This window comes from Streptomyces sp. NPDC002669, assembly GCF_042889165.1.
In the GTDB taxonomy this organism is placed as follows: Bacteria; Actinomycetota; Actinomycetes; order Streptomycetales; family Streptomycetaceae; genus Streptomyces.
Genome location: NZ_JBIAQQ010000021.1, coordinates 66,071 through 92,490, shown reverse-complemented (window position 1 = coordinate 92,490; position 26,420 = coordinate 66,071). Strand labels below are relative to the sequence as shown.

Annotated in this window: 22 protein-coding genes; 11 read left to right on the top strand and 11 right to left on the bottom strand. The window is 72.9% G+C overall.

All coding sequences use genetic code 11. The features are described from left to right. Positions 1-105: 105 nt before the first annotated feature. A complete protein-coding gene (locus tag ACFYW1_RS27380) occupies positions 106-864 on the bottom strand; it encodes a MerR family transcriptional regulator (RefSeq protein ID WP_388998585.1) in 759 nt (252 codons plus the stop codon). A 235-nt stretch (positions 865-1,099) separates the two neighbouring features. On the opposite strand from ACFYW1_RS27380, the gene ACFYW1_RS27375 reads away from it, so the two are divergent. The 3 genes from ACFYW1_RS27375 to ACFYW1_RS27365 all read left to right on the top strand — a co-directional run bounded on the left by ACFYW1_RS27375 (position 1,100) and on the right by ACFYW1_RS27365 (position 4,492). Next, positions 1,100-2,326 (top strand): ion channel protein, encoded by a 1,227-nt coding sequence (locus tag ACFYW1_RS27375; protein WP_388998769.1) that lies wholly within the window; start codon positions 1,100-1,102, stop codon positions 2,324-2,326. A gap of 101 nt (positions 2,327-2,427) precedes the next feature. Then, positions 2,428-3,051 carry an NAD(P)H:quinone oxidoreductase gene (gene wrbA / locus ACFYW1_RS27370; RefSeq protein WP_388998582.1) on the top strand — a complete coding sequence of 208 codons (624 nt, stop codon included), beginning with the start codon at positions 2,428-2,430 and terminating at the stop codon, positions 3,049-3,051. 16 nt (positions 3,052-3,067) lie between these two features. Next, positions 3,068-4,492: a glutamate decarboxylase gene (locus ACFYW1_RS27365; protein WP_388998579.1), complete on the top strand. Its 1,425-nt coding sequence runs from the start codon at positions 3,068-3,070 to the stop codon at positions 4,490-4,492. A 50-nt stretch (positions 4,493-4,542) separates the two neighbouring features. Here ACFYW1_RS27365 and ACFYW1_RS27360 read toward each other — a convergent pair whose 3' ends face one another. From ACFYW1_RS27360 to ACFYW1_RS27345, 4 genes are all read right to left on the bottom strand, one after another. After that, a complete protein-coding gene (locus tag ACFYW1_RS27360; protein WP_388998576.1) occupies positions 4,543-5,184 on the bottom strand; it encodes a helix-turn-helix transcriptional regulator in 642 nt (213 codons plus the stop codon). Between the two features lie 18 nt (positions 5,185-5,202). Beyond that, positions 5,203-5,754 carry a DinB family protein gene (locus ACFYW1_RS27355; protein ID WP_388998573.1) on the bottom strand — a complete coding sequence of 184 codons (552 nt, stop codon included), beginning with the start codon at positions 5,752-5,754 and terminating at the stop codon, positions 5,203-5,205. A 161-nt stretch (positions 5,755-5,915) separates the two neighbouring features. Beyond that, a complete protein-coding gene (locus ACFYW1_RS27350) occupies positions 5,916-7,373 on the bottom strand; it encodes an aldehyde dehydrogenase family protein (RefSeq protein ID WP_388998570.1) in 1,458 nt (485 codons plus the stop codon). 54 nt (positions 7,374-7,427) lie between these two features. After that, a complete protein-coding gene (locus ACFYW1_RS27345) occupies positions 7,428-8,291 on the bottom strand; it encodes a helix-turn-helix domain-containing protein (protein ID WP_388998567.1) in 864 nt (287 codons plus the stop codon). Between the two features lie 345 nt (positions 8,292-8,636). Between ACFYW1_RS27345 and ACFYW1_RS27340 the strand changes: the two genes are divergently transcribed. Then, the gene (locus ACFYW1_RS27340) at positions 8,637-9,134 is read left to right on the top strand and encodes an ATP-binding protein (protein WP_388998564.1); all 498 of its coding nucleotides are present in this window, start codon (positions 8,637-8,639) and stop codon (positions 9,132-9,134) included. Between the two features lie 236 nt (positions 9,135-9,370). On the opposite strand, the gene ACFYW1_RS27335 is transcribed toward ACFYW1_RS27340, so the two are convergent. Further along, complete coding sequence (locus ACFYW1_RS27335; RefSeq protein ID WP_148840675.1) at positions 9,371-9,613, bottom strand: DUF397 domain-containing protein; 243 nt, start codon at positions 9,611-9,613, stop codon at positions 9,371-9,373. 252 nt (positions 9,614-9,865) lie between these two features. Between ACFYW1_RS27335 and ACFYW1_RS27330 the strand changes: the two genes are divergently transcribed. Further along, on the top strand, positions 9,866-10,375 hold the full coding sequence (locus ACFYW1_RS27330) for a hypothetical protein (RefSeq protein WP_388998561.1): 510 nt from the start codon (positions 9,866-9,868) through the stop codon (positions 10,373-10,375). A 111-nt stretch (positions 10,376-10,486) separates the two neighbouring features. Here the strand turns inward: ACFYW1_RS27330 and ACFYW1_RS27325 are convergent, their stop codons facing one another. Then, complete coding sequence (locus tag ACFYW1_RS27325) at positions 10,487-12,802, bottom strand: FUSC family protein (protein ID WP_388998558.1); 2,316 nt, start codon at positions 12,800-12,802, stop codon at positions 10,487-10,489. Between the two features lie 124 nt (positions 12,803-12,926). Continuing rightward, entirely contained in the window at positions 12,927-14,129 is a 1,203-nt protein-coding gene (locus ACFYW1_RS27320; protein ID WP_388998555.1) for a DUF2786 domain-containing protein, read from the bottom strand. A gap of 139 nt (positions 14,130-14,268) precedes the next feature. Between ACFYW1_RS27320 and ACFYW1_RS27315 the strand changes: the two genes are divergently transcribed. The 6 genes from ACFYW1_RS27315 to ACFYW1_RS27290 all read left to right on the top strand — a co-directional run bounded on the left by ACFYW1_RS27315 (position 14,269) and on the right by ACFYW1_RS27290 (position 23,372). Beyond that, positions 14,269-15,132 carry an ABC transporter ATP-binding protein gene (locus ACFYW1_RS27315; RefSeq protein ID WP_388998766.1) on the top strand — a complete coding sequence of 288 codons (864 nt, stop codon included), beginning with the start codon at positions 14,269-14,271 and terminating at the stop codon, positions 15,130-15,132. Then, positions 15,126-17,303 (top strand): FtsX-like permease family protein, encoded by a 2,178-nt coding sequence (locus tag ACFYW1_RS27310; protein WP_388998552.1) that lies wholly within the window; start codon positions 15,126-15,128, stop codon positions 17,301-17,303. The genes ACFYW1_RS27315 and ACFYW1_RS27310 overlap by 7 nt, the downstream gene beginning before the upstream one ends. Before the next feature lie 163 nt (positions 17,304-17,466). Continuing rightward, positions 17,467-18,498, top strand: a complete 1,032-nt coding sequence (locus tag ACFYW1_RS27305; protein WP_388998549.1) for a DUF1259 domain-containing protein — start codon at positions 17,467-17,469, stop codon at positions 18,496-18,498. Positions 18,499-18,771: 273 nt separating this feature from the next. Then, positions 18,772-19,977, top strand: coding sequence for a cytochrome P450 (locus ACFYW1_RS27300; RefSeq protein WP_388998546.1), 1,206 nt, complete (start codon positions 18,772-18,774; stop codon positions 19,975-19,977). 521 nt (positions 19,978-20,498) lie between these two features. Continuing rightward, positions 20,499-21,557, top strand: a complete 1,059-nt coding sequence (locus tag ACFYW1_RS27295) for a type III polyketide synthase (RefSeq protein ID WP_388998543.1) — start codon at positions 20,499-20,501, stop codon at positions 21,555-21,557. Positions 21,558-21,674: 117 nt separating this feature from the next. Then, positions 21,675-23,372 carry a bifunctional 3'-5' exonuclease/DNA polymerase gene (locus ACFYW1_RS27290; RefSeq protein WP_388998540.1) on the top strand — a complete coding sequence of 566 codons (1,698 nt, stop codon included), beginning with the start codon at positions 21,675-21,677 and terminating at the stop codon, positions 23,370-23,372. 54 nt (positions 23,373-23,426) lie between these two features. Here ACFYW1_RS27290 and ACFYW1_RS27285 read toward each other — a convergent pair whose 3' ends face one another. From ACFYW1_RS27285 to ACFYW1_RS27275, 3 genes are all read right to left on the bottom strand, one after another. Next, positions 23,427-23,624 (bottom strand): hypothetical protein, encoded by a 198-nt coding sequence (locus ACFYW1_RS27285; protein ID WP_388998537.1) that lies wholly within the window; start codon positions 23,622-23,624, stop codon positions 23,427-23,429. Between the two features lie 245 nt (positions 23,625-23,869). Further along, positions 23,870-24,739, bottom strand: coding sequence for a carbohydrate-binding protein (locus ACFYW1_RS27280; protein ID WP_388998534.1), 870 nt, complete (start codon positions 24,737-24,739; stop codon positions 23,870-23,872). 149 nt (positions 24,740-24,888) lie between these two features. Beyond that, a complete protein-coding gene (locus ACFYW1_RS27275; protein WP_388998531.1) occupies positions 24,889-26,256 on the bottom strand; it encodes an alpha-lytic protease prodomain-containing protein in 1,368 nt (455 codons plus the stop codon). Positions 26,257-26,420 lie beyond the last annotated feature (164 nt).

Sequence of the window (26,420 nt, the reverse complement as noted above, 5' to 3'; positions counted from 1 at the left end):
GGGCCCCGCCGCGCGCCCCCCCCCCGCCCGCCGGGCCCCCGCGGGGCGCCCCCCCCCCCCCCCCCCCCCCCCCCCCCCCCCCCCCCCCCCCCCCCCGCGGTCGGCTCACGCCAGGCGTGCGGCGTTGGCCTCGATCGCGTCCCGCAGATGCTCGGCCAGGCCCGGCCGCATCGAGTCGTAGTACGCGCGGAACCGCTCGTCGGACACGTACATCTCGCCGAGCCCCCGGTGCATCTCGGCGGAGCACTCGTAGAACCACTTGCCGATGTGGCGCCGGTGGGCCTCGGCCAGCTCCATCGCCCGCTCACCGGTGGCCGGCTCCCCGGCCTCCATCAGCGCGTCGTACGCGGCGGTCCACTCGGCGACCTCCGCCTGCATCCGCTTCCAGTCGTCCTTGGTGTACCGGGCGGCCCGGCGCTGCGACTCGGCGTACAGGTCGGTGCCGCCCCAGCGGCGTTCGGCCTCCTCGGCGTGCGCCTCGGGGTCCTTGTCCCCGAAGACCTCGAACTTCTCCTCGGGTGTGAGGTTGATGCCCATCTTCCGTGCCTCCATGGCTTTCTCGACGGCGTCGGCCATCTTCCGGAGCTCGGCGATCCGGTCGGTCAGCAACTGGTGCTGGCGGTGCAGATGTTCCTGCGGGTCCGCTTCCGGGTCGTCGAGCAGTACCGCGATCCGGTCGAGCGGGAAGCCCAGCTCCCGGTAGAACAGGATCTGCTGGAGCCGGTCGAGGTCGCCGTCGTCGTAACGGCGGTGACCGGCGTGGCTGCGCCCGCCGGGCGAGAGCAGCCCGATGCCGTCGTAGTGGTGCAGGGTGCGCACCGTGACTCCGGCGAATTCGGCGACCTGTCCCACGGAGTAGTCCATGACTCCCCGCTCCCTTCTCCGTTCCGGGTACGTCCCGATGCTGGGTCCTGACGTCGCGTGAGGTGCAAGCCGGAACGCCGTCGCGTCCGACGGCACCGTCGCATTCGCCATCACCACCGGGGTTATGCGGCTTTTGCGCCGTTATGGTGAGCCGGTGGCCACCGATTCTCCCTCACCCGCCGGGTCCACCCCCGCGCCCGCCGGGCCGGGCCCCGGGCCCACCCCCGCACGCCGGCTGCTGCCCGTCATCGTGCCCGCGCTGGCCGTCGGGGTCGCCTCCGCCCTCGTCCTGCTCGGCGTGAGCCTGCTCGCGGAGAAGCTCCAGGACGTGCTCTGGGAGGCGCTTCCCGACGCGCTCTCCGTCGGCCGGTACTCCACGCCCTGGACGATCGCGGTGCTGACCGCGAGCGGGCTGGTGGCCGGTCTGCTGATCCGGGCGGTGCCCGGTCACGCGGGGCCCGATCCGGCGACCACGGGGCTGGTCGATCCGCCGCTGCCGCCGAGGGTGGTACCGGGGCTGCTGCTCGTCACGGTGCTCACCCTGGCGGGCGGCATCAGCCTCGGTCCGGAGAACCCGATCACGGCCGCCAACATCGCGCTGGCCTTCTGGCTCGGCCGCCGGTTCGTGCCCGGCTCCCCCGCGGAGCTGTGGCTCGCCCTGGCCGCGGCCGGCACCATCGGCGCGCTCTTCGGCACCCCGGTCGCCGCTGCGCTGATCCTCTCGGAGATCCTCGCCTCCCGCCCCGGGCCGGGGGCCCTGTGGGACCGGCTGTTCGGGCCGCTCGCGGCCGGCGCCGCCGGGGCGCTCACCATGACGCTGCTGGAGCACCCCAGCTTCGACCTGTCACTGCCGCCCTACACCCACCCGCACTGGGGCGACCTGCTGTCCGCAGCCGTCATCGCCCTGGCCGGGGCGGGGCTGGGCCTGCTGGCGGTGTACGCCTTCCCGCACGTGCACCGGCTCTTCCGGGCCCTGCGGCACCCCGTCCTTGCCCTGACGGTGGGCGGGCTGCTGCTCGGCCTGCTGGGCGCGCTGGGCGGCCACCTGACCCTGTTCAAGGGGCTCGACGAGGTGAAGACGCTCGCCGCCGACCCGGCGGGCTGGTCGGCCGGGGAGTTCGCCGTCATGGCCGTGGTGAAGACGGCCGCCCTGCTGGTCGCGGCGACCTGCGGCTTCCGGGGCGGACGGATCTTCCCCGCCGTCTTCGTGGGGGTCGCGCTGGGGCTCTGCGCCCACGCCCTCGTCGACCGGGTGCCACCGGCGCTCGCGGTGACCTGCGGGGTACTGGGGGTACTGCTGGCCATCACCCGGCAGGGCTGGCTGAGTCTGTTCACCGCGGCGGTGCTGGTCGGCGACTCGGCCGTGCTCCCGGTCCTGTGCGTCGCCTCGCTGCCGGCCTGGCTGCTGGTGACCGGGCGCCCCCAGATGCAGCTGCGCGAGGACGGTACGCCGCTGGGGTGAGCCCGGCCCCGGCACCGCCGCCCGGCGCGCCCGGCACCCGGTATTTCCGTATCGTCGCCTCCGCGTGCACAAGTTCCGTAAGTCCCTTCGGAGGTCCGGTCATGCCCACGCCCGTCAACGTCGCCGTCATCTACTACTCCGCGACCGGCACCGTCGCCACGATCGCCGGGGCCGTCGCGGAGTACGCCGAGAAGGCCGGGGCACAGGTGCGGCTGCGCAGGGCCGGCGAACTGGCCCCGCAGGCGGCCATCGACTCCAACCCGGCCTGGGCGGCCAACGCGAAGGCCACCGCGGACATCCCCCTGGCCTCGTCCGACGACATGGTCTGGGCGGACGCCGTGATCTTCGGGACGCCGACCCGGTTCGGGAACGTCACCTCCCAGCTCAAGCAGTTCATCGACACCCTCGGGGGGCTCTGGCAGGCGGGCCACCTCGCCGACAAGGTCTACAGCGGCTTCACCTCCACCAGCACCGCGCACGGCGGCCAGGAGTCCACGCTGCTCGCGCTCTACAACACGATCCACCACTTCGGCGGCATCCTGGTCGCCCCCGGCTACACGGACCCGTCGAAGTTCGTCGACGGCAACCCGTACGGGACCTCGCACGTCGCCGGTCAGGGCGACATCCCGGTCGGCGAGCAGACCCTGACCGCCGCCCGGGTCCAGGCCGAACGGGTCGTGCGGATCACCCGGGCCCTCAAGGACGGCCTCACCGCCGAGAGCTGAGAAGGGCCGCCCGCCGATGCCTCTCCACGAAGGTTCCTCCCCCACCGCGGAGCCGTCCGCGAAAAGCCGCAAGCTCGCCCTCAACCCGTTCTTCGGGGAAGCCGACCCGGTCGGCGGCATGGAGCTGGCGCCGCCCCGGCACCGGCTGCCCGACGGGCCCATGCCGCCCTCGATCGCGTACAACCTGGTCCATGACGAGCTGATGCTCGACGGCAACGCGCGGCTCAACCTCGCCACCTTCGTCACCACCTGGATGGAACCCCAGGCCGGGGTGCTGATGAGCGAGTGCAGCGACAAGAACATGATCGACAAGGACGAGTACCCGCGCACCGCCGAGCTGGAGCGGCGCTGCGTGGCGATGCTCGCCGACCTCTGGCACGCCCCCGATCCCACGGCGGCGGTGGGCTGTTCGACGACCGGTTCCAGCGAGGCGTGCATGCTCGCGGGAATGGCACTCAAGCGCCGCTGGGCGGCCAGGAACGCCGACCGCTATCCGGCGACGGCCCGGCCGAACCTGGTCATGGGCGTCAACGTGCAGGTCTGCTGGGAGAAGTTCTGCAACTTCTGGGAGATCGAGGCGCGGCAGGTCCCGATGGAGGGCGACCGCTTCCACCTCGACCCGCAGGCCGCGGCCGACCTCTGCGACGAGAACACCATCGGCGTCATCGGCATCCTCGGCTCCACCTTCGACGGTTCGTACGAGCCGATCGCGGAACTCTGCGCCGCGCTGGACGCCCTCCAGGAACGCACCGGGCTCGACGTTCCCGTCCATGTGGACGGGGCGTCCGGGGCGATGGTGGCGCCGTTCCTCGACGAGGACCTGGTGTGGGACTTCCGGCTGCCGAGGGTGTCCTCCATCAACACCTCCGGGCACAAGTACGGCCTGGTCTACCCGGGCATCGGCTGGGCTCTGTGGCGCTCCCCGGCCGAGCTGCCCGAGGAGCTGGTGTTCCGGGTCAACTACCTGGGCGGCGAAATGCCCACCTTCGCGCTGAACTTCTCCCGGCCCGGCGCCCAGGTGGTGGCGCAGTACTACACCTTCCTGCGGCTGGGGCGGGACGGCTACCGGGCCGTCCAGCAGACCTCCCGGGACGTGGCCCGCGGGCTCGCGGAGCGCATCGAGTCCCTCGGCGACTTCCGCCTCCTCACCCGCGGCGACCAGCTGCCCGTCTTCGCGCTGACGACCGCTCCGGACGTGGAGGCGTACGACGTCTTCGACGTGTCGCGGCGGCTGCGCGAGCACGGCTGGCTGGTGCCCGCGTACACGTTCCCGGCCAACCGGCAGGATCTGGCGGTGCTGCGGGTGGTGTGCCGCAACGGCTTCTCGTCGGACCTCGCCGAACTGCTGGTGGGGGACCTCCGGCGGCTCCTGCCCGACCTGCGCCGCCAGGCGCACCCGCTGAGCCGCGACAAGCAGGTGGCGACGTCCTTCCACCACTGACGCCCGGCGCACGGGGCGCGGGGCACGGACCGGTACGGTCCGGGGGAGCCCTACTCCTCGTCGCCGGGGTCGGGGACGCCCGTCGCGTACGGGTTCTCCTGCCCCTCGGCGAGCACCCCGACGAAGGGCTCGCCCTCCCCCGCGAAGGTGTACGCGCCGCCCTCGATGCGGGCGATCAGGCCGCGCGTCCACTCGGCCCCGGCGTCCGCCGAGTGGATCCACAGGTTCATGATCTCGCCGATGTGGCCGACCGACTCGGGACCGGCCTCCGGCAGGTAGTGGGTGGTGACCGAGTCCCGCCAGGCCGCGAGGCCGGCCACCCGCTCCTCGAGCAGCGCGACCGCCTCGTCCCGCGGCAGGTCGACGATGCCGCCGAGGCCCGCCGACAGCACGTCCGGCCGCTGGTCGTACGAGGTCAGCGCGGCCCGCACCAGCGCCAGGTACTCCTCGTGGCCCGCCTCGGTGAGCTCGTACTCGGTGCGGGGCGGGCCGCCGGCCGCGCTCGGGGCGGTCTCGTGCTCGACCAGCAGGCCCTGCTTCGCCATCTGCTTCAGCGCGTGGTAGATCGATCCGGGCTTGGCGTTGGACCACTCGTGGGCGCCCCAGTACTCCAGATCGTTGCGGACCTGGTAGCCGTGCGCCCGGCCGTGCTGCCGGACGGCACAGAGAACCAGCAGCCGGATCGCGGACATCTCACGCACCCCTTCTGGTCAACTTTGACCAGAGTAACCGCCCGCCTCGGCGACCAGCTCGAACGCGGTACGTCCGTCCAGGGACTCCCGGATGATGTCGGCGTGCCCGGCGTGCCGGGCGTGCTCCTCGACGAGGTGCATCAGCAGCCACCGCATCGAGACCCGTTCGTCCTTCGGGAACCAGGGCGCCTCGGGCAGCGGGAAGGTGTCGTCCATGCTGGGCACCGAGCGGATGAACTTCTCCGTCTCGGACGCGACGCCGTCCCAGAACTCCAGCATCTGCGGCACCGTCTCGTCGCCGACGAGCCGGAAGCTGTCCGCCCAGGTCTCCTGGGTGCGGGCGGCCTCGTTCGGCTGCTGCTGGGCCATCCGCAGCCAGTTCAGCTCGGTCTCGGCGACGTGCTTGAGCAGTCCGGAGAGGGACAGCTCGCTGGCGCTGGGGCGGCTCGCCGCCTGCTCCTCGGTCAGTCCGAGCAGCGCGCGCCGGATGGCGCCGCGCTGGGCCTCGACGAAGGAGAGGAGAACGCCGCGCTCGTCGCCGGGGGTGCCTGCGGGAACGTGAGTGACCATGATGTCCGCCTTGCTGCTCGGTGCCGGTTCTTCCTGACATGGATCAAGCTATGACCCATCGCGGTCAGCTCCTGTCCTAAAGGAGGGAGGGGACGGCAAAAAAATCCGGCCACCCGCGGAAGCGGGCGGCCGGAGGAGGATCGAGGAGCGGGAGGGGACGGTCAGAAGGGGAAGACGGCGCGTTCGTGCCGGATGGAGATCCACCGCTGGGTGGTGAACGCCTCGACGGTCGCCTCGCCGTTCAGCCGGCCGAGCCCGGAGAACTTCTCGCCGCCGAAGGCCACCAGCGGGTCGTCCTGGACGGTGGAGTCGTTGACGTGGAACATCCCGCTGACGACGCGCCGGGCGAACCGCACCCCGCGCTCGACGTCGCGGGTGTGCACGGCGCCGCTCAGCCCGTACGGGGTGTCGTTGGCGATCCGTACGGCGTCGTCCTCGCCGTCGAACGTCATCAGCAGCGCCACCGGGCCGAATATCTCCTGGGCCGGCAGCGGGGAGTCCTCGGGGAGCCCGGCGAGCACGGTCGGTTCCACGAGGTTGCCGCGGGTCCGGCCGCGGACGAGCGCGGTCGCCCCGTCGGCGACCGCCTGGTCGACGAGCGCGGTCAGGGCGTCGGCCCGGAAGGTGTTGATGACCGGGCCGATCCGGGTCTCCGGGTCGCGCGGGTCACCGGTCGTCAGCGCGGCCACCGCGGCGGTGAACTTCTCGGTGAACTCCCGCTCGATCCGGCGGTCCACCAGGATGCGGTTGGCGGCCATGCAGACCTGCCCCTGGTACACGAAGCGGCTGAAGACGGCCGCCTCGACCGCGTAGTCGATGTCCGCGTCCTCCAGCACCACCAGGGCGCTGTTGCCGCTGAGTTCGAGGATCGTCCGCTTGAAGTGCCCGGCCGCGATCGCGCCGACGTGGCGGCCGACCCGGTCCGATCCGGCGAAGGAGATCACCGCGGGCACGGGGTGCTCGATGAACGCGTTCCCGATCTCGGCGACGTCGGTGATCAGGACGTTGAGCAGCCCGGCGGGCAGCCCGGCGTCCTCGAAGATCCGGGCGACCATCCCGCCGCCGACGACCGGGGCGTTCTGGTTGGGCTTGACCACGACCGCGTTGCCGAGCGCGAGGGCCGGCGCGACGGACTTCATCGCCACCAGGAACGGGAAGTTGTAGGGGGTGATCACACCGATGACGCCGACGGGCAGCCGGTGGAGACGGTTCTCCCTGCCGTCCTCCGAGGAGGGCAGGAGGCTGCCCTGCGGGCGCAGCGCCCGGTGGATCGCGTCGCGCAGGAACTCCAGGGCGGCGCGGAACTCGTACTCCGCCTTGACGCGGGTGCCGCCCAGCTCGTCGATGATCGCGTCGACGATCTCGGCGCGCCGTTCCTCGGTGATGCGCAGGGCGCGTTCCAGGACCGCCCGGCGCTCGTACGGATTGGTGGTGGCCCAGCTCCGCTGGGCGCGCTCGGCGGCGCGGTAGGCCAGGTCGACCTCGTGCGCGGTGGCGATGGGGATCTCGGCGAGTTTCTCCCCGTTGTAGGGGTTGAAATCGATGATGTCCCACGATCCGGTGCCGGTCCGCCATTCACCGTCGATGTATTGGTGGGCCAGCTCGTGGAAGAAGGACATACGATCCCTTAACTCATCCGCAGACTTCCGTCGAACCGTCATGGTACTGATGAATCAGATGAGTTGGAGCAGACCGCGGAGCAGATCTCGGCTCTCCTCGGCATCCGGACTGTCCTCGTGCAGCCGCAGCATGGCCTTTTCGTACTGAGCGACTTCTTCGGCCTTGTCCAGATAGAGCGCACTTGTCAGCTGCTCCAAATAGACAATGTCCGACAGATCGGATTCCGGGAATCGCAGCATCGTGAAGGAACCGCCTTCCCCGGCATGTCCGCCGAAACTGAACGGCATCACCTGAAGAGTGACGTTGGGCTGCTCCGACATTTCGATCAGATGCCGCAACTGCCCCCGCATCACTTCCCGGTCGCCGTACGGCCGGCGCAGCGCGGCCTCGTCCAGCACGGCGTGGAAGCTGGGCGCGTTCTCGGAGACGAGGGCCTTCTGGCGTTCCAGCCGCAGCGCCACCCGGCGGTCGACCTCGACGGCGGGGGCGTCGCCCATGCCCCGGGTGACGACCGCGTGCGCGTACGCCTCGGTCTGCAACAGACCGTGGACGAACTGGACTTCGTACACCCGGATGAGCGAGGCCGCCCCCTCCAGCCCGATGTAGGTCTGGAACCACCCGGGCAGCACGTCGCCGTAACTGTGCCACCAGCCCGCCACGTTGGCCTCACGGGCCAGCCCGAGCAGGGCGTCCCGCTCCGCCTCGTCCGTGACGCCGTAGAGCGTGAGCAGGTCCTCGACGTCCCTGGCCTTGAAGCTCACCCGTCCCAACTCCATGCGGCTGATCTTCGATTCGGAGGCCCGGATGGAGTAGCCGGCCGCCTCACGCGTGATGCCGCGCGAGTCGCGCAACCGCCTGAGCTGCGAGCCCAGCAGGATGCGCCGCACCACAGATCCACTCGACTCGCCTGCCGCCACCGGTCCGGTCCTTCCCTTCGCTTCCTGGGCATCAGGGCTCCCCCGATCCCCAAGTGCCGGATTCTGCCACCAAAACGCTTCAGCCCGTACTCATTCGATTACGGAAATGGGAAGACTTCCGTAAAGCTGCAAAAATACGCAGGGGAAGAAATGACCAAGAACCGGCACGGGTTCGGACAGGTCAGGCGCGTGCACGTGCATCTGCCCTTGCATCTGCCCTACGCATTGGGAACGATGGGGCCCGCGCACCTGCGTGCTCGTTCGTGTTGTGCCGCTGTACCCCCCGCAGTACCGATACAGCCGCGAATCCCGGGAGTGCCTCGCATGGGGACGAATGGATCGACGATGCTCGAGCCGTTAAGGCAGGGGCTTCCCCCCATCGATCCCTCAGCCGCCTCCGGGTCAGCCACCTGCACCCTGCCCGCCCGCTACGAAGCCGTGAGCGGTGCGCGGAAGTTCACCCGGACGACGCTGAACGGCTGGGGGCTGGGCGAGCGCTTCGACGACGTCGCACTGGTCGTCTCCGAACTCGTCACGAACGCCCTGCGGCACGCCCTGCCCGGGGACAACGCACCGGATCCCCAGGACCCGCCCGTACGGCTGCACCTGATGCGGTGGAGCTCGCGCCTGGTCTGCGCGGTGCGCGACCCCAGCCAGGAGAGCCCGATCGCCTCCGAGGCGCCGGATTCCGCGGAGTCCGGGCGCGGCCTCTTCCTCGTGGAGTCCTTCAGCGACTCCTGGGGCTGGCACCCGTCCCCCGCGTCGGGCGCCATCGGCCCGGACGGCTCGGCGACGTGCGGCAAGGTGGTCTGGGCGCTGTTCCGGCTCACCGACGGCAGGTGACCGGCTGCCGATCGGCAGCCGGTGACCGGCAACCGGTCGGCGGCCGGTGAGGAATTCGGTGCACGGCGGCCGGGCGACGGCCGCCGGACGACCGCTTACGGGTGACACCCCGACGGCGCACACCTCTGCGGGTGTGCGCCGGGACGGTTCCGGGCGGAATCCCCGCCTCGACGGGCACGGGATTTCCGTGGCGCACTTCCGAGGGGTGCGCTGACGGACACCCCGGCCCGGGGCGGTCAGCCGCCCGCGACCAAGTGGTCGAACTCCCCGTCCTTCACGCCGAGCAGCAACGCCTCTATCTCGGCCGGCGTATAGACCAGGGCCGGCCCGTCGGGGTGGCGCGAATTCCGCATCGCCACATCTCCGTCGGGCAGTTTCGCGAACTCCACGCAGGATCCCTGGGAGTTGCTGTGTCTGCTCTTCTGCCAGACGACTCCGTGAAGCTCTGTGGCCGCCATGCCGTTGTACACGTGGTGCACAGGACGCTCCCCGAGTTGCAAGGTGCAAGTGTCAACTGTCCCGGATCATAGCTCTGTTCAATTTTCCCTGCATGAGCAGATGCATGCGCGGATGCACGTGCACGCGGGGTGTTCCCGCGATTACAGCTTTACTCGCAGGGATAGACGCACGGAACGCCTCTTCGGCTCCGTCTGCCCCGAGATGAACACGCCAACCCGGCGAGGAGCGCTGATAACTTGGCTCGGACTTTCATCGACAAGGGGGAATTACAGATGCACAGAGTCGTACGTGCCGGTGCGGTGCTCGCGACCGGAATCCTCGCCACCGTCGCACTGACCGGTTGCGGCAGCGACAGCGACGCCGAGAAGAGCGACCCGGGCAAGGACTCCGCCGCGGGGCAGGAGACGCCCGGTCGGGGTTCCGGCGACGGCGGGGGCGACGGCGCCTCCGCGGGCGACGCCTCGACGCTGGAGGGCGGCTGGGCCGGAAAGACCAACGGCAAGGCCATCGTCCTGTCCGTGTCCGCGGGCAAGGCGGCGCTCGTCACCGAGGAACGCGCCTGCACGGGCACCGTGCAGGACACGACCGAGGTCGTGATCACGCTGAAGTGCGTCAACGGTGGCACCGACCGCACCTCGGGGTCCGTCGAGTCCAACGACGGCAAGACCGTCGTGATCTCCTGGGACAGCGGGGTCAAGGACACCCTGGCCAAGACCGAGCCGGGCGCCCTGCCGTCGGGCCTGCCCGAGCTGCCGGACATGTCGGACCTGCCGGCGTCCTGACGAACCGGTCGTTCCGGCGGCCCCGACCCGGCCGCCGGAACCGCCGGACCGGTCGGACCCGTCGGATTCCCGACGGGCCGGGCGGTCCCGCACCCGGGCCGTGCGAACGCCTCACTCCGCCCGGCCACCGGGCCGCTCCGAATCCGGCCCGGGGCCGAGGTCGGGATCGGGGCTGGGTTTCGGCCCGGGGCCGAGGTCGGGATCGGGGCCGGGTTTCGGCCCGGGGCCGAGGTCGGGCTCGGACTCGGGCGTCCGCCTGGGCTTCGGCCCGGGGGCGGGCTCCGGTTCCTGCTTCGGCTTCGGCGATCCGTCCAGGCCCCGGGAGAATTCCTCCAGGGCTTCCAGGAGGAGATGGGCCCCCTCCCGTACGAAGGGGTCGTCCGCCCCGCCCTCGTCCGCGCCCTGCCGCGCGTCCCACTCCGCCAGTGCCTCGCGCACCTCGGACCAGTCCGGTACGCGCCGCTCCCGCACCTCCTTCGCGCCCTGCTCGGTGGCCCGGCGCAGCGCTCCGGCGAGACGCGCGGCGTCCGGTACGGGGGTGGCGCCGCCGCCGGGGAGGTGGGCCTCCAGCAGCATCGCGGCCCGGCCGAGTTCGGCGAGCGCGTGCTGGGTGTCGGCGGCGGCGGCGCGGGAGAGACCGCGGTTGCGCACCGGTTCGTGCTGGGCGACCGCCAGCGCCTCCTGCCAGGCGACCCGGGCCTCACGGGTGTCGAGCAGCGCCGAGCGGACGTCGTCGTGGCCGCGTTCGGCCGGTTCGGCGTACTGGTCGACGACCGAGGCGGCGTACCGTCCGTCCGCCTTCAGCCAGTCCCCGAGCCTGCCGCGCAGCCGCGGCGTCTCCCACGCCGGGTAGAGCGCGTACGAGGTCATCGCGAGGAGTCCGCCGGCGAGGGTGAGCACGACCCGTTCCAGCACGGTCTGCGACCAGTCGTCGCCCGCCATGCCGAGCAGGAAGACGACGTACGCGGAGATGCACGCCTGGCCGACCACGTATCCGGTGCGCATCAGCAGGTACATCAGCAGGGCGCAGAGCACGGCGAGCGTCGCGGCCGGGCCCGTGCCCGGCCGGACGGCCTGGACGATCCCCGTGGCGAGCGACACCCCGACGATCGTGCCGCCGAACCGGGCCACGGAGCGCCCGTACGTCTGGGAGAACTCCGGCCGCATCACCATGACGGCCGCCATGGGTGCCCAGTAGCCGTGCCCGAACGGCAGCGCGGTGCCGATGAGGTAGCCGACGGCCGCGACGACGGAGACCCGGACGGCGTGCCGCAGGATCGGTGAACCGGGGCGCAGTTCGGCACGCATCGCCCGCACCACGACGGGGACCAGCCGCAGGAGGGTGGGGCGGCGGCGGTGCGGGGCGGCGGGCGGGGTGCCGTCCGCGGTGGCCTTGATGGACTCGGCGGCCCGGTCCGCCTCGGCCTTCTCCTCCTTCGTCCCCTCGCCGTCGGCCGTCTCGATGACGTCGGAGAGCAGCGCGCCGAGCCGGTCGGCGGCCCGGCGCGGCGGGCCGGTGAGCAGCGTTCCGGTGTCCGGGGTCCGCAGCGCGGCCACGGCGGCCGGGGACAGTTCGACCGGGTCGCCGTGGCGGATCGCGCGGGCCGCCGAGTCGAGCACCGATCCGGCGGCGGCCAGGAGTTCGCGGACCCGGTCCCGCTCGGGCCCCTCGGACGGCACGCCCAGCGACGGGTCGGCGAGCGAGGCGAGGACCGGCCGGATGCGTTCGGCGATGCCCCGGGAGCCCCGCAGTTCGGGCGGGCGGCGGCGGGCCTGGCGCGGGGTGACCGCCGCCGCGTTGCGGGCCGTCATCAGCGGCACCGGGTCGAAGGGGGCGACCGGGTCGTGGCGCAGCCGCCGGGCGTAGTCGGCCTCGGCGGCCAGCGCGTCGGCGAGGGCGTCGCGCTGGGCGCCCCATCTCCGTACCGGGAACAGGACGATCAGCGTCGCCTGCACGACCCCGCCGACCAGGATCATCACGGCGTGCACGGCCGAGTCCGCGACGGAGGTCGGCAGGGTGACCGTGACCAGCATGATCGCCACGTTGGAGGCCGCGATGAGGCCGCCGGTCGGGCCCGCCGCCCAGGCCAGGCCCGCGACGAAGGTCCAGATCACCAGCAGGGCCAGGAAGAGCAGCAGCCGGGAGCCGGTGAGGTAGCCGAGGAACGTGGACACGGCGAGGCTCGCCCCGGAGACCAGCGCGAGCACCGGCCGGGGGCGCCAGCTGCGCTGGAACGTGGCGATCGCCGCCTGGAACGCGCCGAACGCGGAACTCGCGGCGACCACGGGGCCGAAGAGCGCGAGGGAGATCCCGATGACGAGGGCGAGACCGGCCGCGCCGCGGATCGCGATGAGCGGTTCGAGCCGTTGCCGCTCGATCTTCAGCCCCGAGCGGGCGGTCTCCTTCAGCGCCCGGAGCCAGCTCATGCCCAGAGCCTAACCGGAATTCCCGTTTTGCCCCGAGTCGGGAGAGGCCGAATCCCCCCGGGCCCTGGAAAACGCCCGGGCCTCCACAGCCCGTGGCCGGCAGTCAGTGGTCGGCAGTCAGTGGTCAGCCTTTTCCGCGTCGGCCGCGCAGTTCGGGGCCGGGCCCGCCCATGCGTGCCCGGTCCGCGGCGGCCGTGCCGTGGTTCCAGCCGTCCAGGTCCGTGACGCCCCTGACCCGGGTGGTCGTGGTTCGGGGGAACATCCGCTCGGCGGTGTCCGTGACCGCCATGTCGCGGGCGGCCAGCACCGGGAGCAGCTGCGGATCGTCCCCTCCCCCGTCCGCCGCGCCGGAACCGGTCCCCGCCTCGGCCTCGGCGGCCGCGGTGACGCGGGCGGTGTCGGCGGCGAGCCGGCTGCCCAGGCGCTGGGCGTACGCCATCAGGAAGGACTGCCGGAACGTCTTGGTCCGCTTGCGTCCGCCGGCCCGCTGGCCCGCCTCCGCCTTCGTCATCGCCACCGTGCCCTGGACCAGCAGGGAGGTGTACAGCAGCTCCACGGCGTCCAGGTCCGGTTCGAAGCCGACCACCGTGGAGAAGCCGAGGTCGCTGTTCCACACCGCACGGCAGCGGTTCGCGGAGGCGACCGCGTCGAGCAGGATCGCCTTCGCCGTCTCGTACGGCGCGTCCACCCCGACCCGGCACGCCCCGGGCGCCTCCTCGCTGTGCGTACGGGCGGCGAGCAGGGCCTCGTCGATGGAGTGCCGGGCCATCAGCTCCTGCGCCTTGGTGGTCAGGGCCTCCGCCTCCTCGGGGAAGCCGGTCGCCTCGGCCTTGGCAAGCAGGGCCCGGATCCGGGTCAGCATCCGGGGTTCGTCGTGCGCGGGTGGCAGGCGGAGCCCGTGCGGGGCGGCACCGGGCGGCGGCCCGACCGGCTCGATGGCGGGGAGCCGGAGCAGCAGCCGGTACAGCCCGAGGACGGCGGACCCGTAGGAGAAACGGTCCGGCCGGTTACGGGGCGGGGCGTCCGGGAGCGCGTCGAGCTGGGCGCGCCAGCGCGGCGGCAGCGACGCGTACCGCCCGGTCTCCGAGCCGATCAGCCCGGCGGCGATCCCGGCCGCGGTCTCGTCGAGTTCGCGGCGGACGGTGCGTACGACGTCGGCGGGCTGCCAGCCGCGCTCCCAGGCCCGGCGGACGAACTCCTCGCCGCGCCGGAACAGTTCCGCGTCGGCCGTCGGATCGGCGGCGAGCAGCGAGGCACCGGTGTCGAGTCCGGCGTCGCCGTCCGAGTAGAGGGCCGCCGCGAATGCCTGGTCGATCACCGGTTCCATGAGGTCAGGGTAGGCAGGGCGGAACGGCGGGGTGGGGCTGGCCCCACCCCGCGGACGGGCCCTGGTGGTCGTGATCGCGGGACGCCGAAACGGTTCGATCGCAGGTATGACCTCCCCGCACCCGTCCACCGCGTCCGCCATGTCCACCGCGTCCGCCATGTCCACCGCATCCGGCGCCGACGCCGTGCGGCTTCGTTCCCTGCGCCGGGCCTACGACCGGGTCGACGCCCTCGACGGCGTCGACCTCACCGTCCGCCCCGGCACCTTCACCGCCGTCATGGGCCCGTCCGGCTCCGGCAAGTCCACGTTGCTGCACTGCGCGGCCGGACTGGACCGGCCGACGTCCGGCACCGTCGAGGTGGGCGGGACGGAGCTGACCGGGCTGAGCGAGCGCCGGCTGACGCTGCTGCGCCGGGACCGGATCGGCTTCGTCTTCCAGTCGTTCAACCTCGTCCCCTCGCTGACCGCCGCGCAGAACGTCGCGCTGCCGCTGCGTCTCGCGGGCCGCCGTCCGTCCCGCGCCGAGGTGCGGGAGGCCCTGGCCCGGGTCGGCCTGGCGGACCGGGCGGGGCACCGGCCCACCGAGCTGTCCGGCGGTCAGCAGCAGCGGGTGGCCCTGGCCCGGGCGCTGATCACCCGGCCCGCGGTGCTCTTCGGCGACGAACCGACCGGCGCGCTGGACACCGCGACGAGCCGGGGGGTGATGGAGATGCTGCGGGAACTGGTGGACCTGGAGGGGCAGACGATCGTGATGGTGACCCACGACCCGGTGGCCGCGGCGTACGCGGACCGGGTGGTCTTCCTGGTCGACGGGCGGGTGGCGGACGACCTGGCCGCCCCCGGCGCCGAGCGGATCGCGGCCCGGCTGGCGGCGGGAGGGGCCCGGACCACGGCGAAAAACGAACGCGCCGGGCAGGGCGACAGACCCGGCGCCCGCGACGGCGGACACCGCGCCGGACACCGCGACAACACCGGCACCCTGGCCCCGGAGGCGTCGTGCTGACCGTCGCCCTCGCCTCCCTGCGCACCCGCTGGACCACCCTCATCGGCACCTTCGTCGCGCTCGCGCTGGGCGTGGGGCTGATCGCGACCATGGGCCTCGGGCTCGCCTCCACCCTCGACCCCCCGGACCGGGCGCCGCAGCGGTTCGCCGGATCGCCGGTGGTCGTGATGGGCGTCGACACCCTGACCGTACGGGTGCGGCGCGGGCCTTCCACAACCGAGGTCGGCCACCGGCTCGCTCATCCACACCCTGTGGATACCGAACTCCTGCGCGAACTCCGGACGCTCGGTCCGGTGACCCGGGACGACGGCCCGGAGCTCGTCGGGCCGCCCTCCGCCGCCGGTCGGGGCGCGACGCGCGGCCCGGACGCCGTGGGGGTGGACGCGCCCGCCGCCGAGGTGCGCCGCGTCGTCGGCGACCGCGCCCAGGTCCTCACCGGGGACGACCGGCGCCGCGCCGACCCGGACACGGAGCGGGACGCCGAGGGGCTGGTGACCGTGAACGCCCTGCTCGGCACGGCCGGGGGCGTCACCGCCTTCGTCTCGGTCTTCGTCGTCGCGTCGACGTTCGCCTTCTCGGTGGCCCTGCGCCGCCGCGAGTTCGGGCTGCTGCGCACGGCGGGGGCGACGCCCGGCCAGTTGCGGCGACTGCTGCTGACGGAGGCCGCCGTGATCGGCGTGCTCGCCTCCGCCGCCGGGTGCGCGCTGGGCCGCCCGGCCGCGCCGGTGCTGGCCGAGCTGTTGGTGGCCGAGGGCATGGCACCGTCCTGGTTCGCGATCCGCCCGATCGCCTGGCCGCTCCACGTCGCCTTCTGGACCGGGTCGGCCGTGGCGCTCGCGGGGGTCTGGGCGGCCTCGCGGCGGGCGGGCCGGACCGGCACGGCGGAAGCGCTGCGCGAGGCCGACGTCGATACCGGCCTGCTCCCGCCGGTCCGCCGCCTGCTCGGCGTCGTCCTGCTCGCGGGGGCCGCGTTCCTGATGACGAAGTCCCTGGTCACCGACCCGTCCGTGCTGCTGAAGCGGAAGACGTACATCACTGGGCCGATGGTCCTGATCACGGCCGTCGCGCTGCTCGCGCCGCTGCTGGTGCGTCCGCTGGCCCGGCTGGTCCGGCTGCCCGGGGCGACCGGGACGCTGGTGTCCGCGAACACGTCGGCGGCGTTGCGGCGCACGGCCGCGATCGTCGCCCCGGTGCTGGTGACCGTGGGGCTGGCCGGTTCGGTGGCCGGTTCGGCCGCGGCGGTGTCGGCGGCGCGGGCGGCGGAGGCGCGCGAGCACACCCGGGCCGATCTGGTCGTGACGGGACGGGACCTGAGGCCCCGCCCGGTGCCGGGCGCGACGCTCTCCGCCTCGGCCCCCACCGCCGTCCACGTACGGGAGGAGGGCTCCGCCCTCGTCACGTCCGAGGCCCGCGCGGTGGACGACCCGAAGGCCCTCGCGGCGGTCGGCCGGCTGCCGGTGGTGGCGGGCGACCTCCGGGATCTGGACGACCGCTCGATCGTGGTGAACGAGGAGTGGGAGCAGCACACGGTGGGCTCGACGGTACGGGTGTGGCTGGGCGACGGACGGCCGGCGAAGCTGCGCGTCGTGGCGGTGCTGGCGCTCGGTACGGGCAACAACGGGGCCTATGTGACCGGGGCGAACGCTCCTGCGGCCGGGATCGACCGGATCGACGTGCGCCTCTCGCCGGGCGCCGACCGGGCCGCCGTCACCGCGCGGCTGCGCGAGACGGGCGGCACGGTGCGCCCGGTGGAGCGGTGGCCGGCCGCGACGCATCCCCGCACCTCCGCGCAGACCCGGTTCGGCCTGGCCGTGGTCCTGGGCATCGCGCTGGTCTACACGGTGATCGCCCTGGCCAACACGCTGCTGATGGCGGGGTCCGTGCGGGCCCGGGAGCTGGACGCGCTCCGGCTGGCCGGCGCCACCCGGCCGCGGGTCCTCGCGGTGGTGGCCGGGGAGACCCTCTCCGCGGTCGGGCTCGGGGCGCTGCTCGGCCTGGCCGTGACCGCGGTGAACCTGGCGGGCCCGGCCGCCGCGCTGGCCTCGCTGTCCGCGCCGGTCGAGGTGGCGGTGCCGTGGTCGCTGATGGGCGGTGCGGCGGGGGTGTGCGCGGTGGTCGCGGTGGGGGCGGCGCTGCTGCCGGGGGCGGTGCGCCGCGCGCGCTGCCGGTGACCGGGTTCGGTGGCCCGGACGGACCGGGCCGCCGAACCCGGCCGGGCACCGTGTGTGGTCCATCCAGCGGCACCTGCTGACGGCGCGTCCGCTTTCCCCTTTCCTCACGTTTTAACGTGCTTTCCGTCCCATCCCAGAGGCCGCCGACGGAGGCGATCGAGGAATGACCGGAGACCGACAGCAGGACACGAGCAAGAACCCGGACAGAAAGGCGGACACGGGCGCACGGGTGATCGCCTCGCGACGGCGCGTACTGGCCGCCGCCGCGCTCGCCCCGGTGCTGACCGCGGCCGGCACGACCGGGGCGGCCGGAACGCCCCGCACCGCCACGGCGGCCGGGCACGGCGAACGGATCGAGCCCGTACGGACCACCCCGGCGGACTGGGCGGACGTGGCGCGGGTGCTGGGCCGCCCCGGCAACATGCTGCGCGACATGGCGTACCACACGGGCTTCCCCCGGCGGGACCTGCTGGTGGTCTCCGGGGGCGTCGTCGTCACCCCGGGGCTCGCGCTGGGCACGCACGTGGCCTTCGTCCGGTACGCCGACGGCAGCACGATGCTGATGGGCGACGTGGTGGTCACCGAGAAGGAACTCCAGCAGGTCACCGACGCCTGGCAGGCGCACGGGATCGAGCAGACCGCGCTGCACAAGCACCTGCTCTCCCAGACCCCCGACCTCTGGTGGACCCACCTCCACGCGCACGGCCACGACGCGGTGGCCCTGGCCCGCGGGCTGCGCGCGGGGCTCGACCGCACCGCCACCCCGCCCGCCCGGCCGCCCCGCCCGCAGGCGCCGATCGACCTGGACACCGCCGCGATGGACGCCGCGCTGGGCGCGAGGGGCACCGCCGACGACGGGATCTACAAGATCCTCTTCGTCCGTCGCGAGACCGTCGTGGACGGCCACCTGGTCCTGCCGCCGGGCCTGGGGTCGACCAGCGCGTTCAACTTCCAGCCGCTGGGCGGCGGCCGGGCCGCGCTCAGCGGCGACTGCGCCATGCTCGCCGACGAGGTCCCGCACGTGCTGAAGGCCCTGCGGCGCGGCGGGATCGAACTCGTCGAGCTGCACAACCACCACCTGGCGGAGAGCCCCCGTCTGTTCTTCACCCACTTCTGGGCCGTGGGCGACGGCGTCGCGCTCGCACGGGCACTGCGCCCGGCGGTGGACGCCACCGACGTCGTACCGAACGTCTGACCCCGACCGCACGGACCGGAGGAACCCGCCGGGCCCCGACGAGTGCGTACCGGGCCCGGACGAGTGCGTGCCCCCCGGTCGCCGGACCGTATTGCGCCGGTCCAGCGACCAGGGCCGCCGTTCTGTTCTGCATATGGACCAATCGGCCGGGAGCAGCGCGTTTCCGCGCCGACGACCGGGCACCCATGTCCCGTCCGGCCCGCACCCCGCACGGACGGAGCCCGGCCTCCCCACCCCACGAACCGACCGTCAGATCCTCACCTGGAGCTCCGCATGGAACCAGCCGCCGACGCCCGGCACTGCCCGTTCGACTACGCCGAAGCACTCGAATTCGACCCGGTGCTCAGGGAATTGATGAACGAGGGACCGGTGTCCCGCATCCGTCTCCCGCACGGTGACGGCGATGCGTGGCTCGTCACCGGCTACGACGACGTGCGCACGGTGACCACCGACCGGCGCTTCAGCCGCACCGCCGTCATCGGCCGGAACTTCCCGCGCATGACCCCCGAACCGATCGTCCAGGCCGAGGCGATCAACGTGATGGACCCGCCGGGCAGCAGCCGGCTGCGCAGCCTGATCTCCAAGGGCTTCGCGCCCCGCCACATGGAGCGCATGCGGGTGCGCACCCAGCACGTCGTCGACGAGTTGCTGGACCGGATGGAGGAGCAGGGCGCCCCGGCCGACCTGTTCGAGCACCTGGCGGCCCCGCTGCCGCTGACCACGATCTGCGAGGTCCTCGACATTCCCGAGGCGGACCGCGCGCAACTGCGCGCCCACGCCCGGACCATGATGGACACCACCGTCGAGAACAAGGAAGCGGCGATCCGCTCCAAGGCCGATCTCCGCTCCTACTTCGCCACGTTGACGGCGCAGCGCCGGGCGGACCCGGGCGACGATCTGATCAGCGCGCTGGCCACCGCCCGTGACGGGGACGAGATCCTCAACGACCAGGAACTGACCGTCATGGCCATGGTCCTGCTCATCACCGGCCAGGACACCACCACGTACGAGATCGGGAACATCGCCTACACCCTGCTCACCAGGCCGGACGAGCTCGCCATGGTGCGCGATCAGCCCGACATGCTCCCGCAGGCCATCGAGGAGCTGCTGCGTTTCATCCCCTTCCGCAAGGGGGTCGGCATTCCCCGGGTCGCCACCGAGGACGTGGAGCTGAGCGGGGTGCGCATCCGGGAGGGGGACATCGTGCACGTCTCCTATCTGACGGCCAACCGCGACGGCCGGAAGTTCGACCGCCCCGACGAGCTGGACCTGGAACGCAACGGGCCGTCCCACATGACCTTCGGCTGGGGCGGACACCACTGTCTCGGCGCGCCGCTCGCGACCACGGAGCTCCAGGTCGCCATCGGAACGCTGCTGGAGCGCTTCCCCGCCCTGAAACTGGCGGTACCGGCCGAGGACGTGCGCTGGAACAAGACGTCCATCTGGCGCTATCCCCTCGAACTCCCCGTCACCTGGTGACCGGAAAGGCCCTGTCCGCCCGGCGGCCGGAGGTGCTCCGGCGCCCCCGATGACCGCACGCGCCCCGGACCGCCTTGCGTGTCTTCGTACGTCGTACGTGTACGGCGTGCGAAGGCGCGCACGGCCGGGACCGGGTCGTACCCGGCCGACGGGAGGCCGTCATCGATGATGCGTCCGCGAAGAACGGGCGGCAACCGGAACGGGCCCGCCCCGCGGTCCCCGCCGTCCCGACATGCGACCCCGATCCTCCTGCCGTAGCGTGAACCCGACGGCCACCCATTCCGGGGCGGAGCAGCGTCCGCCCACGAACGGCTAGAACTCAGTCTTCGACGGTCGGCCCGTCCGCGCCCGTTCCAGGGGTACCTGCACGGCGCCGGAATCCACCAGTGCTCCATCCCGCGCGACCGCGTATGCCGACGCGATGCCGCGCGCACAAAGCCGTGGTGGCCGCCTCCGGCCGATGAACACCCCCAAAACCTTCGGGCCCGGCCGTGTGGACCACGCCCGCTAGGAGGAGTTCCATGGCGGTTCTCTGCAAGCCGGCCATCGCGGTTCCCGAGTACGTCATCACCAACGAGGAAACCCTCGATCTGGCCCGGCGGCTGCACGGCGACCACCCGCAGATCGATCTGGTCCTCCGGCTGATCGAACACACCGGGGTACAGAAACGACATCTGATCCAGCCGATCGAGAAGGTGTTGCAGCACCCTGGGTTCGACGCCCGCAGCGTCACCTACGAGGAACACACCAAGGCCCGGGTGCCGGCGGTGGTGCGCCGGGCGCTCGACCACGCCGAACTGGAGCCGGACCAGATCGACTTGATCGTCTACGTCTCCTGCACCGGCTTCATGATGCCGCCGGCCACCTCGTGGCTCATCGGCGAGATGGGCTTCCGCCCGGAGACCCGGCAGCTGCCGATCGCCCAGCTCGGCTGCGCGGCGGGCGGCGCGGCGGTGAACCGGGCCCATGACTACTGCACGGCCTACCCCGACGCCAACGTGCTGATCGTGGCCTGCGAGTTCTGCTCGCTGTGCTACCAGCCCACCGACCTGGGCGTGGGATCGCTGCTGTCCAACGGGCTGTTCGGCGACGGCATAGCCGCCGTCGTGCTGCGGGGCAGCGGCGGCACGGGAGTACGGCTGGAGCGCAACGGCTCCTTCATCATTCCGGCCACCGAGGACTGGATCTCCTACGCGGTCCGCTCCACCGGATTCCACTTCCAGCTCGACAAGCGGGTGCCCGGCACCATGGAACCCCTCGCGCCGGCGCTGGAGGCGGTCGCCGAGGAACACCAGTGGAACGCGGGGAAGATGGACTTCTACATCATCCACGCGGGCGGCCCGCGCATCCTGGACGACCTGAGCCACTTCCTGGACGTGCCGCCCGAGGCGTTCCGCTTCAGCCGCGCCACGCTCACCGAGTACGGCAACATCGCCAGCGCCGTGGTGCTGGACGCCCTCGGCCGCATGTTCGACGAGGCTTCGGCCCTCGACGGCCACCGCGGTCTGATGGCCGGCTTCGGCCCCGGCATCACCGCCGAGATCTCGCTGGGCACCTGGACGAGCGAGTCCGAGACCTGACCGGTACCCGCGTACCCGCCGCCACTGCCCTCCCCGGCCCCGGGACCGGGGAGGGCTCCCCTCCCCGCCCCGCGCGCCCGGACGGCGTTGTCAGTGCCGGGTGCCAGACTCGACGGCATGACCGAACGTTGGGCTCTGGCCATGACGGAGACCGGTGGTGCGCTCCTCGCCCCGCTGGACCCCGCCGGCCTGCCCGCCGCCCCGGTCGTGGCCGAGCCCGACCTCGTGGCCGCGGTCCGCTCCCGCCCCCACGTCGCGCGCTGGGTCTGGCGGTCCACCGCCGAGGTCTACCCGCGCCTGCTCGCGGCCGGCGTCCCCGTGGACCGCTGCTACGACATCGAGGTCGCCGAGTCCCTCCTCCTCGCCCACGAGGGCCGCCTCGGCGAACCCCGCTCCGCGGCCGCCGCCCACGCCCGCCTGCGCAACGCCCCCGTACCCCCCGATCCCCCGCCCCGCACCGCGGAGCCCGGCTCGCAGTCCTCCCTCTTCGAACCCCGCACCGGCACCGAGCTGCCCTTCGACGACCTGCTCCAGGTGTACGCCGACCAGCTCCGCCGCCATGACGCCGCCGAGCACCCCGCCCGGATGCGCCTGCTCACGGCCGCCGAGTCGGCCGGCATGCTGGTCGCCGCCGAGATGAACCGGGCGGGTCTGCCCTGGCGCGCCGACGTCCACCGGGACGTGCTGGACGAGCTGCTCGGCGAGCGGTACGCGGGCGGCGGCGAGCCCCGCAGACTGGCCGAGCTGGCCGACGAGGTCTCGGCCGCCTTCGGCAGACGGGTCCGCCCCGACCTCCCCGCCGACGTGGTGAAGGCGTTCGCGCAGGCCGGCATCAAGGTCAGGTCCACCCGGCGCTGGGAGCTGGAGGAGCTGGACCACCCGGCGGTGGAGCCCCTCGTCCGGTACAAGAAGCTGTACCGGATCTGGACGGCGCACGGCTGGAGCTGGCTCCAGGACTGGGTGCGCGACGGCCGCTTCCGTCCCGAGTACCTCCCGGGCGGCACGGTCAGCGGCCGCTGGACGACCAACGGCGGCGGGGCGCTCCAGATCCCCAAGGTGCTGCGGCGGGCGGTCGTCGCCGACGAGGGCTGGCGCCTGGTCGTCGCGGACGCCGACCAGATGGAGCCCCGGGTGCTCGCCGCGATCTCCCGCGACCGCGGCCTGATGGAGGTCGCGGGCCACGACGGCGACCTGTACACGTCCCTGTCCGACCGGGCCTTCCGGGGCGACCGCGAGCACGCCAAGCTCGCCCTGCTCGGCGCGGTCTACGGCCAGACCTCGGGCGACGGGCTGAAGAACCTCGCCGCCCTTCGCCGCAGGTTCCCGCTGGCCGTGGCCTATGTCGACGAGGCGGCGAAGGCGGGCGAGGAGGGCCGCCTCGTCCGGACGTGGCTGGGCCGGACCAGCCCTCCCGCGGCCGGGAGCGGGGAGGACGGGGAGGCCGGTCTCCCGCAGGAGGGCATCGCCCCGGCCTCCGCCGACGAGGAGGGGTTCACCCCCGGCTACGCGTCGACGAACGCCCGCGCACGGGGCCGTTTCACCCGCAACTTCGTGGTGCAGGGCAGCGCCGCGGACTGGGCGCTGCTGCTCCTGGCCGCCCTGCGCCAGTCGCTCCGCACCGCCGGGCTCCGGGCCGAGCTGGTCTTCTTCCAGCACGACGAGGTGATCGTGCACTGCCCGCAGGAGGAGGCGGAGGCGGTGGTGGCGGCGATCCGGGCGGCCGGTGATCTGGCCGGTCGGACCGCGTTCGGCGGGACGCCGGTGCGTTTCCCGTTCACGACGGCGGTGGTGGAACGCTACTCGGACGCGAAGTAGCCCCGGCGCGAAGCAGCCCCCACCCGGCGGCACCCGCCGCCCGCCCCGGACCGCTCACCCCCCGGAGCCGGAATCGGCCCCTCCGCCGCTTCTCCGCCCGCTGTCGTCGATGTCGTCGAACGTGGCCAGGCCGTGGTCGTAACGCACGGGACGCAGATGCTGGTGCCGGTGGCGGGCATTGAGCAGATGGATGACGTACGCCGCGAGCGCGATCATCGCGAGGACGACCACGACGGTGACCAGAGTGTCCATGTGGTTCCGGCCCCCTTCGATGCGCAGGCCGACAGAACCGGCTCACCGGGAGCCGTACACATCCAGGCTACTCCGCGGCCCCGCGACCGCCCCCGGAAGAGACCGGAGGAGACCGGAGGGGAAAGGAAGGAGGGTCCGGGCCGATGGTGCCGTCGGCCCGGACCCTGCACGGTGCGCACCCCCCGCGAGGCAAGTCCCGGGGTGCGCACCGCGCGGCGGCGGTACGTCTGCGCCGTGCTGCGCGTCTACCCGCGTTCCCACAGGGCGGGGACGTTCGGCGGTTCCCAGCCGGCCATGGCCGAGTGCGCCTGCAGACAGCGGTACGTGACCCCGCCGTACGTGACGCGGTCTCCCGCGTTGTAGGAGCTGCCGACCGCCCAGGTGGTGGAGCCGGGCGGGTCGGTGGGCGGGTCGGTGGGCGGAACGCTCGGGCCCTCGACGTCGAGGACGAAGTCGAAGGACCCCTCCTTCCCGGAGCCGACGTCCCGGACGTTCATCAGGAGCGCCGGGTCGAAGAGCATGTCGGTGTTGTTGCGCGGCTCTCCGGGGAAGTAGAGCTGGGTGGTCAGGATGCCCGAGCCGGGCGCCTGGGCCTTCACGTGGATGTGCCGCGTACGGCCCGGGTAGAGCCCCGCCACGATCGTGGTCAGCTTGAAGGCCCCCGACTTGTCGGTGAACTGGTGGCCGCGGAAGGCGTATCCGCTCATGTCGTAGGCGCCGTTGGTGTCGGCCTGCCAGAAGTCCAGGAGCACTCCGGGGATGGGCTTGCAGCCCCGCCCGAAGACGTAGCCGCTCACGGTCAGCCGGACACCGGGGGTGCTGTCGGTGATCAGGCTCGTGCGGAGCGGGGAGTTGGGCTTGAAGTAGGGCCCCTCCATCTGCTCGTGGGTCGGGCCGTCGCCGTCGTCGCAGTTCGGCGTGGGGGCCGGCGGTTGGCCGCCGGCACCGGTGTCCCGGGCCAGCGCGACGCCGCCGCCCGCGAGCAGCGGGACGGTACCGGCGACCAGGGCGGCCTTGAGCAGGGTCTTGCGGCTGATCCCGCGGGGGTCGCCGGAACCTTCGGGCACTTCTGGAGTCATGGCTGATTCCTCGGTATGGGGGAAGGACACGGGCATGACGTGAGGTGGAGCGGTGTGCGGTGCGCGCCGCCCGGCAGGGAGGCCGGAGCGTTGGCCGGGCGGCGCGGTCATCGGCGCCGCGGAACCGGTGCCGGTACCGGAAGGGGCACCGGCGCCGGATTCCGCGAGGGGTGCTGGGAGGGGTGTCAGACCCGCTGCCAGAGGGCCGGCACGTTCGGCGGCGTCCAGCCGGGCTGCGCCAGGTGCGCCTGGAGGCAGCGGAAGCTTTCGGAGCCGTACGTCACGACGTCGCCCGCCGTGTACGACGTGCCTTCCTTCCAGGTGCCGCCCGGGGCCGGCGGGTCCGTCGGGTCCGGCGGGTCGGTCGGGGTGCCGTTGGTGACCAGGGTGAGCCCGTACGCCTGGAGCGCCGGGTTCAGCGGCTGGAAGTACGTCGTACCGCCCTGGGAGCAGTTGCCGGAGCCGCCGGAGGTGACGCCCTGCGCCTGGCTGCCGGAGATGAACGAACCACCGGAGTCACCGGGTTCGGCGCACACGTTGGTGCGGGTGACCCCGGAGACGGTGCCCTCCTGGTAGGTGACGCTGGTGTTGCGCTGCTGGACCGTTCCGCAGTGCCAGCCGGTCGTCGAACCGGAGCGGCAGACCGACGAACCCTCCAGTGCCTCGGTGGACCCGGTGACCGTCACGTCGCCGTTGCCGTAGCCGTTCACCAGGGCGCGCGGCGTCCAGTTGCTGTTGGTGGCGACCCAGGAGTAGTCGCGGCCGGGGAACGTGGAGCCCTGGAACGAGCCCTGCGCCTGCTGGTTGTAGCCGCTGGTGCTGACCCCGGGCGTTCCGCAGTGGCCGGCGCTGACGAAGCCGGACTGGGTGCCGCGCTTCACGGGGAAGCCGATGGAGCAGCGCCCCGAGCCGTTCATGTAGTACGCGTCACCGCCCCGCAGGTCCGCGAAGGTGCGCGGCTGCTCCGTGGACCGGTTCACCTTCACCAGTTCGCGCGACACCCCGGCGGCGGCCAGGAAGGCATCGGCGGCCGAGCTGTCGGCGGCCTGCACGACGACCCGGTTGGTGGCCACGTCGACGTACCAGACGGGCACGGCCGCGGGAGCGTCGCGCAGCGCCACCCGGTCCAACTTCGCCTTGGCGGAGTCGAGTTCGGCCAGGGTGTGGGCGACGACGACGGGCTCGGCCCCGGCCTTGCGGATCTCGGCGGTGTCCGCCGCGTCGGTGGTGGCGACGGTCAGGGCCGCGTCGTCACCGCTGACCCGGGCACCGGCGAAGTCCGCCCCGAGGGCGCGCTTCAGCCCCGCGGCGACGGCCGTCGCACGGGTTTCGTGGCCGATCCTGCTGCGCGCCTCGGCGTCCGTGAGGCCGAGATCGCGCCGCATGGCCTCCAGCAGACCGGGCGAGAGCTGTTCGGAACCCGCGGCGGTGGGGGTACGGGGGGCGGGGTCGGCGGACGCGGTGCCGGTCAGGCCGGCGAGCGCGAGCGCACCGACGGCCACGGTGGCGGTACACGCGGCCAGGGCGCGTCTGCGGAGCATGGATCTCTCCACGGAACTCTCCTTGACTTCGGGGGAATTGCCGCCAAGGTAGCCGTGGACACGTCACTGCCAGGAGATCCCGTTCTCCCCCTCACTTCGCGTTATGGGGTGGGCGTGCGCAGGGGTGGGGGGGGGGGGGGGGGGGGGGGGGGGGGGGGGGGGGGGGGGGGGGGGGG